12 protein-coding genes are annotated in these 15,184 nt (G+C 64.2%); 1 reads left to right on the top strand and 11 read right to left on the bottom strand.

The features are described from left to right. Position 1: 1 nt before the first annotated feature. Positions 2–1,843, bottom strand: coding sequence for a feruloyl-CoA synthase (locus AC5ZG5_RS00270; protein ID WP_456640654.1), 1,842 nt, complete (start codon positions 1,841–1,843; stop codon positions 2–4). 341 nt (positions 1,844–2,184) lie between these two features. On the opposite strand from AC5ZG5_RS00270, the gene atzF reads away from it, so the two are divergent. Continuing rightward, the gene (gene atzF / locus AC5ZG5_RS00265; protein ID WP_456640653.1) at positions 2,185–3,978 is read left to right on the top strand and encodes an allophanate hydrolase; all 1,794 of its coding nucleotides are present in this window, start codon (positions 2,185–2,187) and stop codon (positions 3,976–3,978) included. 133 nt (positions 3,979–4,111) lie between these two features. Here atzF and AC5ZG5_RS00260 read toward each other — a convergent pair whose 3' ends face one another. The 10 genes from AC5ZG5_RS00260 to ugpB form a co-directional block, all read right to left on the bottom strand. After that, positions 4,112–4,840 (bottom strand): GntR family transcriptional regulator, encoded by a 729-nt coding sequence (locus AC5ZG5_RS00260; RefSeq protein ID WP_456640652.1) that lies wholly within the window; start codon positions 4,838–4,840, stop codon positions 4,112–4,114. Continuing rightward, a complete protein-coding gene (gene hpxZ, locus AC5ZG5_RS00255; RefSeq protein WP_456640651.1) occupies positions 4,837–5,235 on the bottom strand; it encodes an oxalurate catabolism protein HpxZ in 399 nt (132 codons plus the stop codon). Before hpxZ ends, AC5ZG5_RS00260 begins: the two co-directional genes overlap by 4 nt. A gap of 3 nt (positions 5,236–5,238) precedes the next feature. Continuing rightward, positions 5,239–6,630, bottom strand: a complete 1,392-nt coding sequence (locus AC5ZG5_RS00250; RefSeq protein WP_456640650.1) for an AtzE family amidohydrolase — start codon at positions 6,628–6,630, stop codon at positions 5,239–5,241. Between the two features lie 7 nt (positions 6,631–6,637). Further along, a complete protein-coding gene (locus AC5ZG5_RS00245; protein WP_456640649.1) occupies positions 6,638–6,820 on the bottom strand; it encodes a DUF4089 domain-containing protein in 183 nt (60 codons plus the stop codon). A 121-nt stretch (positions 6,821–6,941) separates the two neighbouring features. Next, complete coding sequence (locus AC5ZG5_RS00240; protein WP_456640648.1) at positions 6,942–8,714, bottom strand: dipeptide ABC transporter ATP-binding protein; 1,773 nt, start codon at positions 8,712–8,714, stop codon at positions 6,942–6,944. Positions 8,715–8,847: 133 nt separating this feature from the next. After that, positions 8,848–9,747 carry an ABC transporter permease gene (locus AC5ZG5_RS00235; protein ID WP_456640647.1) on the bottom strand — a complete coding sequence of 300 codons (900 nt, stop codon included), beginning with the start codon at positions 9,745–9,747 and terminating at the stop codon, positions 8,848–8,850. Positions 9,748–9,756: 9 nt separating this feature from the next. Continuing rightward, entirely contained in the window at positions 9,757–10,770 is a 1,014-nt protein-coding gene (locus tag AC5ZG5_RS00230; RefSeq protein WP_456640646.1) for an ABC transporter permease, read from the bottom strand. Positions 10,771–10,794: 24 nt separating this feature from the next. After that, positions 10,795–12,411, bottom strand: a complete 1,617-nt coding sequence (locus tag AC5ZG5_RS00225; RefSeq protein WP_456640645.1) for an ABC transporter substrate-binding protein — start codon at positions 12,409–12,411, stop codon at positions 10,795–10,797. Between the two features lie 230 nt (positions 12,412–12,641). Further along, positions 12,642–13,592 carry an aminoglycoside phosphotransferase family protein gene (locus AC5ZG5_RS00220; protein WP_456640644.1) on the bottom strand — a complete coding sequence of 317 codons (951 nt, stop codon included), beginning with the start codon at positions 13,590–13,592 and terminating at the stop codon, positions 12,642–12,644. A 104-nt stretch (positions 13,593–13,696) separates the two neighbouring features. Next, positions 13,697–15,007, bottom strand: a complete 1,311-nt coding sequence (gene ugpB, locus AC5ZG5_RS00215) for a sn-glycerol-3-phosphate ABC transporter substrate-binding protein UgpB (protein WP_456640643.1) — start codon at positions 15,005–15,007, stop codon at positions 13,697–13,699. Between the last annotated feature and the right edge of the window lie 177 nt (positions 15,008–15,184).

Below are 15,184 nucleotides of genomic sequence, written 5' to 3'. Positions count from 1 at the left end.
GTCAGCCGGCGCAGGCGATCCATTCACGCGAAGCATCATCGTCCAGTACCGCTACCGCGCCGGCGCGGCGCGTCAGCACCGCGCGCTGGTTGATGTAGCCCTTGTCGGTGATCTCGCCGCCGTCGACGGAGGCGGGCTCCGCAAGCAACAGCGCGCGCGTGGCATGGCCGGAGGAGTTGCCGCTCTGCGCCTTCAGTCTTGCAAGACCCTGCCCGATCGCGCCGCGGATCATTTCATGGCCGATCACATCGGAAACATCGGCGCTGTCAGGCAACCCGGCCCGCGCGCGGCAGGCGGCGATATTGGGGAATACCAGGAAGCGAACCTCGTCGCCGCCATGACCGGTGACGACGATGTCCTGCGCGAGCGGCGCCAGTGCGGCGATGCCGGCGACGCGCAGCGTGCCGACGCTGACCCAGGTGCCGGAATTGAGCTTGAAATCCTCGGCAACGCGGCCGTCGAAGAACAGCCCGCGCTCCGGCTGTTCCGGATCGGCAAACTTCACGGCATCGCCAATCCGGTAAAAGCCCTCCTCGTCGAACGCCTGCGCGGTCAGCTCCGGCGCCTTCCAGTAGCCCGGCGTGACATTGGGGCCGCGCACGCGCACCTCGAGCTTGTCGCCGGAGGCGACGAGCTTCAATTCGGTGCCCGGGACCGGCACGCCGATATTGCCGGAACGCTCCGCCAGGAAATGGCAGTCGGTCGCGAGCGGCGACGTCTCGGTCGAGCCCCAGGCCGACACCATCGGAAGCCGGCGGCCGACCGTCTTCATGGACAATTCTTCCAGCGCGTCCCAGAGATTTTGCGGCAGCGCCGCGCCAGCATAGAAGGCGAACTTCACCTCGCCGAAGAATTTCCGCCGCAACGCGTCATCGCCCTGAAGCGCCGCGATCAGCATGTCGAAACCGCGCGGCACGTTGAAATAGACCGTCGGCACCACGCTGCGCAGATTGGCGAGCGAGGTCGCGAACAGGCCGGGCGCTGGCTTGCCGCCGTCGATATAAAGCGTGCCGCCGTTGCGCAGCACCAGATTGAAATTGTGGTTGGCGCCGAAGGTGTGGCTCCAGGGCAGCCAGTCCAGGATCACGAGATCGTCGCTGTCAGCATCGAGGAAGGTCCAGGTCTGGGCCTTGGCCTGCTGGCTCGAGGTCAGCATCCGCTGGGTATTGATCACGGCCTTCGGCGCGCCCGTCGACCCCGAGGTGAACAGGAATTTTGCAATGGTGTCCGGTGTCACCGCAGCGAAGGCTTTTTCCACGTCCGCGGTCTCCGGCGTAGCCGCGTCGCTGTCGTCGGCATTGCCGCTGATGATGCTCGCGGTATGCAGCGGCTTGACCGCGGCAAGCGCCGCCGCGAACGGCCTGGCGGCGGAAACATAGATCGCGCCGGGCTCGAGCAGCCGGACCATGCTCTTCAGCTTGTCGAAATCTTTCGACATCAGCGAATAGGCCGGCGAGATCGCCGCCGAGGGCACGCCGACATGCTGGGCGGCGAGCCCGAGCAGCGCATGATCGATGCTATTATCAGAGAGGATCATCACCGGACGTTCGACGCCGAGACCCTGCCCAAGGATCCAGGAGGCAAGCGAACGCACCTGCCGCAGGGCATCGGCATACCTGATGGTGGTCCAGGGCGCCTCGACATCGGCGCGCTCGGCGAGGAAGACCCGGTTCGGCGCCAGCCGCGCCCAATGCTCCAGCCAGTCGCCGACGCAGCGCGCGCCTTCGCGCAGGGGCACGGTCGATCTCACGATGATGCTGCCGTCGTTCCGCCGATCGGCAACGATCGCGGGCACGGCAAACAGCATTTCGGGATCATCGCGGCGGGCGACGGCTAAGGTCATTGGGGCTTCCTCACACGCCCTCTTTGCTGGGGCTGGCTCTGCTCTACGCGACTATCCCGCGATCAGGCAATGTCGCCGCACGCCGCGGATAGAGGATCGCAAAGCTTGCGGTACTGCGCCCAAAAATTGGGCAGAGCATCGCAACCGGTCGTCGTTGCGCGCTTCTGCCGGTTCTCGGCGAGAGACTTAAGTCACGGAGATTACAGCCCGATTTCCGCAAGCACCCCAATACTGCAAATGTACACAATGGCACATCGCTTGCTTCGGTGGGCTTGGGTTTTGTCAGGCCGGGCGCCGTCGATTGTGACGGAGATCGGCCGACCAAATGGACGAGGCACCACGTGACTGAAACCGTCGCTGAGATCCTTGCTGCGCACCGCGCCGGCACCATGACGCCTGCGGAAACGGTCGCGCGCAGTTTTCAGCGCATCCACGACCATGGCGATCCCGCCGTCTTCATCACCCTGCGCGCCGAGAAAGACGCGCAAGCCGAAGCCGAGGCGCTGGCCGGCAAGGACGCCGCGCGCCTGCCGCTTTATGGCGTGCCGGTCGCGGTGAAGGACAATATCGACGCCGCGGGAATGTCGACCACGGCGGCTTGTCCAGCCTTCTCCTATAGGCCGACGCATGACGCGACTGCCATCGCGCGGTTGCGCGCGGCCGGCGCCATCATCATCGGCAAGACCAATCTCGACCAGTTCGCGACCGGCCTGGTCGGCGTGCGCTCGCCCTACGGGATCCCCAGGAATCCGGTCCGCGACGACCTCATTCCGGGCGGATCGAGCTCGGGATCGGCGGTTGCAGTCTCCGCCCGACTGGTGCCGCTGGCGCTGGGCACGGATACCGCGGGAAGCGGCCGCGTGCCGGCGATGCTCAACAACATCGTGGGACTGAAGCCAAGCCTCGGATTGATCTCGACCGCCGGCGTGGTGCCCGCCTGCCGCACGCTCGATTGCATCTCGGTGTTCTCGCTCACCGTCGACGACGCCATGACGGCGCTGAAGGTGATGGCCGGCACTGATGGCGCCGATCCCTTCTCGCGCGAGCGGCCGCTTGGCGAGATGACGGAGTTGCCGGCCAAGCTTCGGCTCGGTGTCCCCCGCAAAGGGCAGTTGATCTTCTTCGGCGACCGCCAGTCGGAGCAGCTTTATGCTGAGGCGATCGAGCGCTGGGCCGCGCTCGGCGCGACGCTGGTCGAATTCGACCTCGAGCCGTTCTACGAGACCGCGCGGCTGCTCTACGAAGGCCCGTGGGTTGCCGAGCGCTATCTGGTGATCCGCGATCTGCTCGCCTCGTCGCCGGAGTCAATCCACCCGGTCACGCGCGAGATCACCGCGGCCGGCGCGCGGCTCACCGCCGCCGAAACCTTTGCCGCGCTCTATCGGCTGCAGGCACTGCGCCGGACCGCCGAGCGCGCCTTCGCCTCGATGGAGGCGATCGTGCTGCCGACGGCGCCGACGGTCTATTCCACCGCGCAGGTATTGGCCAATCCGATCGAGCTCAACAGCCGGCTCGGCACCTATACCAATTTCGTCAACCTGCTCGACCTCTGCGGCCTCGCGCTGCCCTCGGCGATGCGGCCAGACAGCGCGCCGTTCGGCATCACGCTGCTGGCGCCGGCCGGCCGCGACGCGCTGCTTGCCAGCATCGGCCGCGTCTTCCATGCCGATACAAAGCTGCCGATCGGCGCGAAGTCGCTGCCGCAGCCGCTGCTCGCTCCGCTACCGCCGTCAAGCGGCGAAGACATTCCGATTGCTGTGGTCGGCGCGCACCTGTCCGGCATGGCGCTGAACGGCGAGTTGCGCGCGCTCGACGGACGTTTGCTCGAGGAGACCGCGACCGCGCCGGACTACAAGCTCTATGCGCTCGGCACCACGCCGCCGAAACCCGGGATGCTGCGCGTCGAAGCGGGCAGCGGCGCATCGATCGAGCTCGAACTCTGGGCGCTCTCGCCGTCATCCTTCGGCAAGTTCGTCGCCGCGATCCCGCCGCCGCTCTCGATCGGCACCATCCGCCTCGCCGACGGCCGCGAGGTGAAGGGCTTTATCGTGGAGCCGGCGGCGATCAACGGCGCCCGCGACATCTCCGCCTTCGGCGGCTGGCGTGCGTTCATGGCGGAGACGCCTACCACATAACAGCCGTCATTCCGGGATGCGCCGAAGGCGCAGGCCCGGAATCCATCGGGCCGCGGATGACGTGGACGAATGGATTCCGGGCTCGCGCTTCGCGCGCCCCGGAATGACAGAAACAAATGGATACCCTGCGAAACTACACTGACACCGCGTAGATCTCGTATTCGCCGCGCACCAACGTGATGTGGGCGCGCATGGCGGCGGCGGCGCCGGTCTTGTCGCCGCGCAGGATCGCGACCACGACGCGATCGTGCTCGACATGCGATTTTGCCAATCGTCCGAGATTGCGGAACTGGGCGCGGCGGAACGGCTGCACCCGGACCCGTGTCGCCAGTGTCATCTCGGCGATATAATCGTTGTGCGAGCCGGCATAGATCGTGTTGTGGAAGCGCTCGTTGACCTCGTGAAAGCGCTCGGGATTTCCGGTGTAGCTGAGCACGCGCAATTCCTCATGCACGGCTTCGAGCGCATGCCGGTCGGTTGCCGTCATCCGCTCCGCAGCGAGTCCCGCGCACAGCGCTTCCAATTCCGCCATCGCCTCGAACATGCCGGTGAGCCGTTCGATCGACGGCCGCGCCACCACCGCGCCGCGATGGGCGCGCGCTTCGACCAGGCCGCTCGCCGCAAGCTGGCGCAGCGCCTCGCGCACCGGCGTGCGCGAGACATTGAAGCGGCGCGCGATATCGGTTTCATCAAGCGGCGAGCCCGGCCCGAGCGCGCCGCGCACGATCTCATCGGCGAGCTGCAGGCGCAGCTCTTCGGCGCGCGTGATCCTGGATTGTTGCGGAGACGGACGGTCGACGCGCCGCACCAGCATGTCCGGTCCGGCGGCAGCAGGGCGACGCGGAAGATCGTCCAGACTCATGTCTTCGGATCCTTCGGTTCGTCGATGATGCTGACATGAGCGGCGACGATTCTCCAGCCTTCGGGGAAGCGTATCCACGTCTGCATCTGCCGTCCCACCTTGCCAGGTGCGGAGTCGCGATAGAACAGCGTCGAAGCGACCGCGGTGTCGCGGCCGTAGGTCGATATCACGGTCTTGTCGGTCCGGCGGTTGAGCCCGGCCGGCGAGCGTCCGGCGCGGAACGCCATGATCGCGTCATAGCCATAGAGATTCTCGCCCATGCCGTAGCGCAGCGTGCGCTTGTCGTTGCGGAACAGCTCATCCAGCACGGCGACGTCGTTCGACACCAGCGCCTTCTCGTAGCGCTCAAACTGCGCGCTCACTTCGGCAAGCACGTCGGGCAGATCGATTTCCATTCGCTAGATTCCTCGCGGCAGCGGCGCTGCGGCCGCGCCCATTTGCTCCAAAGCGTACGCAACCCGCAGCGCGATGTCCTCGCGCCAGGGCGCGGCGATGATCTGCACGCCGATCGGCATCGGCAGAAGCGGAACCGGTACCGCCACCACCGGCAGGCCGATGAACGAAATCGGCTGGGTGTGGATGCCGATATTGGCGCGCACCGGCAGTTCGACGCCATCGAGCGTGAAGTTCACCTGCCCAAGCTTCGGCGCCACGCAGGGCGTTGCCGGAGCCAGGATCACGTCGACCGTCTTGAACAGTTCCAGCACCTTTTCGCGGTACCAGCGGCGGAACTTTTGCGCCTTGTCGACATAGGGCGCCGGGATCATCGCGCCGGCGATCAGGCGATCGCGCACCGCGGGATCGAAATCATTCGGCCGCGTGCGCAGGCGATCGAGATGCAGCGAAGCGCCTTCCGTTGTCGTGATGACATAGGCCGCCGAGCGGGCCCGCGCGGCTTCCGGAATTTCGACCGTACGCGCCGCGTTGAGCGCCTTGGCGATGCGGCCGACGGCTTCAACTGCCTCCGGAAAGACGTTCTGCTGGAAATAGCCGCCGGCAATGGCGATGCGGAGATCACGGATGCCTCGCGCAAGCTGTGGCACAACCGGCTCGACCGGCCGCGGGCTGCAGGCGGCATCATCAGGATCCAGTCCTTGCATCGCGTCATAGGATAATGCGAGGTCACCTGCGCTTCGCGCCAGCGGCCCGAGATGATCAAAGCTCGCGACGAACGGAAAAGAACGCGCGCGCGACAGCCGGCCATAGGTCGGCTTCAGACCGAAGATACCGCAGAAGGACGACGGCACGCGGATGGAGCCATTGGTGTCGGAGCCGAGCGCGATCGGCACCAGGGCGCCGCCGACCGCACTGCCGGAGCCGCCCGAGGAGCCGCCCGCCATCCGCGTCGGATCGTGCGGATTGCGCGACGGACCGTCATGCACGTTCTCGCCGGTGAAGTCATAGGCGTATTCGCCCATGTTGAGCGCGCCGACCAGCACGGCGCCGGCTGCTTCCATCCGCTCGATCAGCGTCGCATCGCGCGCGGCCGGCGGCAGATCGCGATTGATCTTCGATCCGGCGCGCGTGGAGAGGCCCTGCACGTCGAACAGGTTCTTCACCGCGAAGGGCACGCCCGCGAGCGGGCCGACGGTCTGGCCGGCCGCAATCGCTGCATCAAGGGCTTTGGCCTTGGCGCGGGCGCGATCGGCGGTGATGTCGGTGAAGGCGTTGAGCACGGAGTCGTGCTTGGCGATGCGGGCGAGCGCCGCCTCGGTTGCTTCCAGCGCGGAGAGCTTTCGCGCGGCGACGGCCTGCGCTATGTCGGCGGCGGACAAGGATTGATCGGTCATTGCGCTATCAGGCCGAGTAGACACTGGCCGGCTCGGTCTCGTCAGGCAGCGGGAATTCGTCCACCATCCGTGCCAGTCTCAGCGAGACCTCAAGATTGGCGCGAACCGCCGGCCGCCAGGCGTCCTCGACCGGCAACCCGATCGCCGTTGCCACGGCGTCGATATAGTCATCCAGCTTGTCGGCAGCCATGACTCTCCCACCCGACGATCTCAACTCAACCACGATCCGATGACTTGGATCGAATCACAACCTCATCTGTTTTATCGAGTGCCGGGAAAGCCTGCGTGCCTGTTTTCTTTCCGGAGGCTGCTCAATGAACAGGCAACGGCGGATGCGGGATCGCCGTCAGCAGCTCCTTTGTATAGGCTTCCTGCGGATCGCCCAAGACCTTTTCGGAACTCCCCTGTTCGACGATCTTGCCGCTGCGCATCACGATGACGCGGTCGCACAACAGGCGCACGACGTTGAGATCGTGTGATACGAAAAGATAGCTCATCCCCATCGACTGCTTGAGATCCTGCAACAGGTTCAGCACCACCGCCTGCACCGAGACATCGAGCGCGGCCGTCGGCTCATCGAGAATGACAAGCTTTGGATGCAGTGCAATCGCCCGCGCGATGCCGACGCGCGCCTTCTGGCCGCCGGACAGTTGATGCGGGAAGCGGTCGAGGAGATTGACGGGAAGACCGACCAGCGTGGCGAGTTCCTCGCAGCGGGCCCGCAACGCGTCCCGTCCCCTGATGTCGCCGAGTTGCAGAAGCGGATCGGCGATCGCGCGCGCAGCGGTGAAGCGGGGATTGAGGCTGTCGGTCGGATCCTGGAACACCATCTGGATCCGGCTGCGCAGCGGCAATCGCGCAAAGGATTGCGGCTTGATCTCGCCGATCTCTTCATCATCGAAGGCGATGCGGCCAGAGGTCTGGTCCAACAGCCGCATCACCATCATCGACGTGGTCGATTTGCCGCAGCCGGATTCGCCGACCAGGCCGACGCTCTCGCCATGGCCGACATGGAAACTGATGCCGTCGACGGCGCGGAACACCTCCTGCTCCACCGGCGGCTTGCGGCCGAACAATTTTGACAGCACCGCACCTGCGCCCTGGCGCGGATATTCCTTGACGAGCTTTTCGACGAGGAGGAGCGGCTCTGTCTTCTCGTCACCCCCGGGCTTGACCCGGGGGTCCATCCCTTCAGGAGAAGAGTTTTTCGAAGACTGATGGATGGCCGGGTCAAGCCCGGCCATGACGGGCTTCGCATCCTCTTCCGGCAGCAGATCGCGCAGCGACACGCCGATCCGCGGCGTCGCGCGCATCAGCTTCTTGGTATAGGGATGCTCGGGCTTGGCGAAAATATCGGCCGACCTGGCGGTCTCGACCACGCGGCCTTTCTCCATCACCACCACGCGGTCGCAATAAGCGGCGGCGAGGCCAAGATCATGCGTGATCAGGATCGTCGACATCGAACGACGCTTCGTCAATTCGACGATCAGCTCCATCACCGCCTTCTGCGTGGTGACGTCGAGACCGGTGGTTGGCTCGTCCGCGATCAGGAGCTGCGGATTGCAGGCCAGCGCAAGCGCGATCACGACGCGCTGGCACATGCCCCCCGAAAGCTCGAACGGATAGGCGTGATAACGCTCGCGTGGCCGGGCAATCTTGACCTGCTCAAGCGCCGCGATCGCCTTCTCACCGCGATCGGCCACCGTCGACTGCTGAACGTGCTGACGCAGCACGTCCTCGATCTGGTCGCCCACTTTGCGGATCGGATTGAGCGCGGCGCGCGGGTTCTGGAAGATCATCGAGACCTCGCGGCCGCGCAGGTCGCGCATCTGCGTCTCGGTCGCGGCCTTGACGTCGATGCCGGAGAACATCACCAACCCTTCCGCGATTTTTCCCGCGCGATCGAGGATGCGCATCACGGCGTAAGAGGTCACCGACTTGCCGGAGCCGGATTCGCCGACGATGCCCACCGTCTCACCTTTCGCCACGGAAATACTGACGTGCTGCACCGCCTTGACGATGCCACGCCGCGTGGTGAACTCGACTGTGAGGTCCTTGACGTCAAGCAGCGGCTGCGCGCTCATGACGAGCGCCTCATTCTCAGCTCGTCATGCGCGGGCTTGACCCGCGCATCCATCGGAAGGCCAACGCTGCGCTTCGCGCGATGGATTGCCGGGTCAAGCCCGGCAATGACGATCAACTGAAAGAGTGCGGCCATTACGTCCTCCGCTGCGGATCGACGATGTCGCGCAGGCCGTCGCCGAGCAGGTTGAAGCAGAACACGGCGATCATCAAAGCGAGGCCGGGGAACAGCGCGATCCACCATTCGCCTGACACCATGAAGCCGGCGCCTTCGGCGACCATGATGCCCCATTCGGCGGTCGGCGGGCGGACGCCGAGGCCGATAAAGGAAAGGCCGGCGGCGTTCAGGATCGCGTAGCCCATGGTGAGCGACATCTGCACGATCATGATCGGCATGATGTTGGGCAGGATATGCACCAGCAGGATGCGGTATTCGCCATTGCCGGAGAGCCGCGCCGCCTGAACGAAGCCGGCATTGCGGCGGACATTGGCCTCGGCGCGGGCGACACGGGCATAGAGCGGGAAATTCACGATCGCGGTGGCGATGATGATGTTTTGCACGGTGTTGCCGAGCGCCGCGACGATGCCCATCGCCAGCACGAACAGCGGGAATGCCATGATGGTGTCGGCGATGCGGCCGACGATGCGATCGGTCCAGCCGCCGAAATAACCGGCCGCGATGCCGGCGAGCCCGCCCATCAGGAACACCAGCACGACGGAAGCGACCGCGATGAAGGTGTCGAGCCGGGTTGCCACGATGACGCGGCTGAAGATGTCGCGACCCAATTGATCGGTGCCGAACCAGTGCGCCGCCGACGGCGGTTTCAGCGCCGCCGCCGTATCGCTGGCGAGCGGATCGTAAGGCACGACATAGGGGCCGAACAGCGCGGCGAACAGGATAAGGATGAGCAGCGCGAAGGCAAATCCGGTGACCTTGTTCTCGCCGAGCACATAACGCGTGTGCTCGAAAACGGCCGATAGTCCCGAGGTCCGCGCCGGACCGACGGGCTCAACGACAGGCGCAACGGTGCTCATGCTTCACCCCTACCCTTCTAGTCGTACGCGTGGATCGATGACGCCGTAGAGAATGTCGATGACGAGATTGAGCAGCACATACATGACCGCCATGGTCAGCACGAAGCCCTGCACCGGCGCGAAGTCCGACGATATCAGCGCTTCCACCGCGTAGGAGCCGATGCCGGGCCAGGCGAACACTTTTTCGACCAGCACGTTGGCGCCGAGCAGGAACGAGAACACCATGCTGAGCGTGGTGATGACCGGCAGCATCGCGTTGCGGAACGCGTAGGTGACGATCACGGTGCCTGGCGACAGGCCGCTGGCGCGCGCGGTGCGCACGAAGTCGGAGGCGAGCACCGCCAGCATCGAGGCGCGGGTCATGCGCGCGATCGGCGCCAGCGAGAAGATCGCAAGCGTCGTCGCCGGAAGGACGAGCTGGCTGAGCGCCGAGCGGAACGCTTCGAAATCGCGGGCGATCAGCGTGTCGATCAGATAGAAGCCGGTCACGGTCGGCGGTGCGCTGTAGAACACGTCGAGCCGCCCCAGCGGCGCCGGCGACCAGCCAAGCCGGAAATAGAAGACGTAGACCAACACGAGGCCGGTGAAGAACACCGGAAGCGAGACGCCTGCCGTCGTCGTGACGCGACAGAGATGGTCGATCCAGGAACCAGGGCGCGTCGCTGCGAGCACGCCGAGTGGGATCGCGATCGCGACCGACACCAAAAGGCCAAGCAGCGTCAATTCAGCGGACGCCGGCAGGCGATTGCGGAGTTCGGTCGCGACCGGCTGGCCGGTCGTGAGCGAGGTGCCGAAATCGCCATGAGCGAGATCGCTGGTGTAACGGAAGAACTGCTCGATCAGCGGCCGGTCGAAACCGAGTTTCTTGCGGATCTGCTCGACCGCCTCCTTGGTCGCGGCGGGACCGGCGAAATACGCGGCCGGATCGCCCGGCAGCGCGCGCGTCAGGAGGAAAGTGACAGTGACGACCCCGATCAGACTCGGGATCGCGAACATCAGCCGCTTGCCAATCATCGTCAGCATCGCGCGCCCTCCACTGTTCGTTCGCTACCCCTTCGCCATCGCGCGATAGTCTAGGCGGCGATGGAACCAGTACTGATAGCCGGAGATGTTCTTCTGCATCGCCACGTTGACGAACGGCTGATACAGCGGAATGCGCGGGATGTCGGTGAAGGCGAGATCGACGAAGCCTTTGACGTCGGCATCGTAGGCGGCAGTGTCGCCGAGCGCGGCAGCTTTGCGCGCGCCGTCGATGAACTTGTCCATCTCCGGCGACTTGTAGCTCATCGTGTTGAAGATCGAATTGTTGCCGTGATAGCACCAATAGAAGAAGTATTCGGGGTAATCGAGCCAGCCCGAGAATACATTGGTGAAGAGCGGCATTTCCTTCTTGGTCAGCTCGGTGCGCCAGTTGGCGCCGGGCACCTTGTTGATGGTGGTCTTGATGCCGATCTGCGCCAGGCTCTCCTGCACCAGCACGCAGAGCGGCTCGTTGACCCCTGCGAAATTGAGGTCGAACGAGATCGTGGTCTCAAAGCCGTTCGGATAGCCGGCCTCCGCCATCAGCGCCTTGGCCTTCTCGATATCGGTGTCATATTTGTGCGGCTGCGGCCAGGCGACATCGGTCGGCTTGTCCTTCGCGCCGAACATCGGATTGGCGAGCCCGAACAGCACGGCGTCGATGATCTTCTGATAGGGAATAGCGTAAGCCACCGCCTGACGGACTTTCAGATTGTCGAACGGCGGCTTGGTGACGTTCATGCCGATATACTGGATGCCGTTGGAGAACGGCAGCGACACCACGTCGAGCTTGCCGTTCGCCTTCATCTCCTGGAAATCCTTGAACGGCAGCTCGTAGGAGATGTCGGCATCGCCGCGCTCGAGCAGCGCGCGACGATTGCCGGCCTGCGGCACCATGCGCCAGATCACGCGCTTGATCTTCGGCACGGGGCCGCCGACCCAGGCGTCGTTGCGCTCCATGATCACTTCGGTGCCGGCGGTCCACTTCGTAACCTTGTAGGCGCCGGAGCCGGCGGTCTGCTGCTTGGTGTATTCGAGGCCCCAGGGGTCCTTTTCGGACGCGTTCTTCTTGACCAGTTCCGAATTGACGACGCAGGGCACGATCACGGCAAGATCTGGAATCGTGAGCCGGTCCTTGGTGGCGAAATCGACCCGCACCGTGGAGTCATCGACGATGACGAACTGCTCGGGCTTGGTCAGCGAGCCCGCGCTCATCTGGAAGGTCGGGAAGCCGCCGACGCTGACCGCCCGATCGAGCGACCATTTGACGTCCTTTGCCGTCACCGGCGTGCCGTCGTGGAATTTGGCGTTCTTCTTCAGTTTGAAGGTGACGGACATGTCGCCGACATTCATGTCGTCGGCAAGTTCGCCCTTGAACTTGTCGCGGTCGTAATAGGGTACGCCGCCCGGGCCGCTCTTCATCTCGTGGGTGATCAGGCGATCATAGCAATTCCACGACACTTCATAGCCGGGCACATTGGTGCCGACGCCATGGATATCGAGATTGTTCGGGCCGCCCTCGGAGACGATCAGAAGCGTCTCCGAGCGCGCATCGGCCTTGGCGGGCGACCAGATCGCCGGCGCAGGCACCATCGCGCTTGCGGCCAATCCGGACACGGATCTGAGGAAATCGCGACGTTTCATGAGTGATGCTCCAACGCCCCTGGGAAATGGCGTGGAAGGAGTTCGCAAGGTTTGTGCCAAGCCTCAACGGAGCGTTGGCGCAGACCCAAGGCATTGATAACACTTCGGAATATCGAGAGCAGCAGGGTCAAACGCTACAATTGGCAGACACCACGTTGCATACAAACCAGTGTTTTTGCCTATTTATTAGGCGGATATTTTTGAACGCCCGATTGTTAGGCGAGTCATTTTTACGTGGCCCATATCAGCTCCTGCAGTTGCAGGAGATCGTCGGCCTTCGCTTGCCAGCCCTCGATGCAGATGTGCCGGTTGAGGTCGCTTGCGCGGTGCAACAGCATCAATGCCATCAGCCGCCGCTTCAGCGTGAAATCGATGTCGCTGCGGGAATATCCAAAGCCTTCGAGCAGGCTCAGCACGCGGCGCGGCCGGCCCGCGGCCATGAATGCGCCGGGGCCGAGCAGATCGTAGTCGCGCCATCCCGCCAGCACATCGCCGAAATCGATCAATCCGCAAAGGTGCCAGCGGCCGCCCCGCTGCGTCAGCATGAAGTTTTGCGGGATGTATTCGCCGGTGAGGATGACCGGCGGTTCGTGCATCGGGATCAACTCGGCGGCGTCGCGCAAGAGATCATCGAGCCCGTCGAGGAATTTTCGCGCCAGCCCCAGCCGCTCGTGCCTGGCACGACAACCTTCCATCTGGCTCCGCATGAACACGTTCCAGCGTGGCTCGATGTCAAGCAGCGGGCCCGGCGGCGCGCGCTGAACATCGGCAATGGTCTCGCCGATCTCGGCGAGCACGCGCTCCTTGTCCGCTTCGGGCAGCGAGGGCCACACCTCCGCACCCAGGATACCCGACACGCGCGTGATGATGAGATAGGGCCAGCGGTCGCGCTCGCCTTCGGCGACGATCTCCGGAATCGGAATCTTGAGCCGTCCGCGAAGCTGCGCGAGCGATCCGCGCTCGGATACGAACTGCGCCCGCAGCAGCGGTGGGAATAACTTCAGGATGAGATCATCACCGAGTCCGACGACGAGGTTGGTGCCGGTCGTGAAGACGTGAGGCGGCGTGGACGCAATTCCGTGACTGCGGGCGATATCCATCGCGACCGGCAGCCAGCGCGATGGGTCAGCACGCCAGGCGCGAAAGGCTTCGTAGTCGGTGAAGGTGGGCAGTTGGGCCATAGGCGTCATTGCGAGCGAAGCGAAGCAATCCATAGCGCCACAAGCGTCGACATGGATTGCTTCGTCGCTGCGCTCCTCGCAATGACGCCTGGCAACGGCAATTTCTACCTGTCCGGATTGGCGCGCTCGAACTGGCGCAGCAGCCGGTTACCGCGTTCGACGGCCAGATCGAGCGCGGCCTGCGGCGACTGCTTGCCGGAAAAGGCCTGCTCGAGCTCCTCCTCGATGACGCCGCGGATCAGCACGAAGGAGCCGAGCCGGATACCTTTCGAATTCTCAGTCGGCGGCTTCAGCGTCAGTTGCTCGATCCCGATCGCCGCGCCGGGGTTGTGGTCGTAGAAGCCCTGCGAGCGGGTGAGCTCATAAGCTGCGCGGGTGATCGGCAGATAGCCTGTCGCCTGGTGCCAGGCGGCCTGCACCTCGGGCTTCGATAGATAGGCGAAGAACTTCGCAACCCCGGCATATTCCGGCCGCGGGCGATCGCGCAGCACCCATAGCGTGGCGCCGCCGATGATGCTGTTCTGCGGCGCGCCGGCGACATCTGGCCAATAGGGCAGCATGCCGTAGCCGACCTCGAATTTCGAGTTGGCCTTGATATCGGCGCTGGTGCCGGACGAGCCGATGAAAATGCCGCATTCGCCCTTCTGGAAGCGCGGCTCGGCCGACTGCCCGCGGCCGCTATAGTCGAACACCTTGGTGGCTTGCCATTCCACGAGCTGGGCGATGTGCTTCACCATCAGCGGATTGTTGAAGATGAGCTCCGCATCAAGCCCGCCGAAGCCGTTGGATTTGGTCGCGATCGGCACATTGTGGAGGGCGGAGAAATTCTCGACATTGATCCAGGACGGCCACGACGTGGTGAATCCGCACGGAGCACCCGCCGCGCGCAGCCGCTTTGCCGCCGCACCGAGCTCGGGCCAGGTCTTCGGCGCCACCTCGGGATCGAGGCCGGCGGCGCGAAACAGATCCTTGTTGTAATAGAGGATCAGCGTCGAGGCGTTGAACGGAAACGACAGCAGATTGCCGCTGAGATCGGCGTAATAGCTGGTCACGGTCGGCAGATAGTTCGACGGCAGGAACGGCTCGGACTGATCGCGCATCAGCTCGAACACCGGATAGATCGCGCCGCGAGCCGCCATCATGGTGGCGGTGGCGATCTCGTTGACCTGGACGATGGCGGGCTGGCTGCGCGAGCGGAAGGCGAAGATCGCCGCCGTGACCGTCTCGGTATAGTTGCCCTTGTAGCTCGGCACGATCCGGTAGTCGGACTGGGACGCGTTGAAATCGGCAGCGAGCTTCTCGACCTGCTTGCCGAGTTCTCCCGACATCGCGTGCCACCACATGATCTCGGTCGCGGCATGCGCTGGAGATCCGAGGAGAGTGGTCGCAAGCGCCGCTGGGTATAGGAATCTCATAAACAATGTCACGGTGCGCCGATCCAGGCTTTCGCGCTTGAGAAGCAAAATGACTTTTGCCCCTGATTAAGGCTGCATCGTTACGGTTGCAATCCGACAATGCGTCGGAATGGCCGATTAACCGTAGATCGTCGGATAGCTATCTTTCAGGCTTCTGCTAAAAAGTATTGAACCTTT

It is taken from the genome of Bradyrhizobium sp. Ses1 (assembly GCF_059512365.1).
The sequence above is the reverse complement of the archived record's forward strand: the minus strand, read 5'-3'. Positions and strand labels throughout refer to the sequence as shown.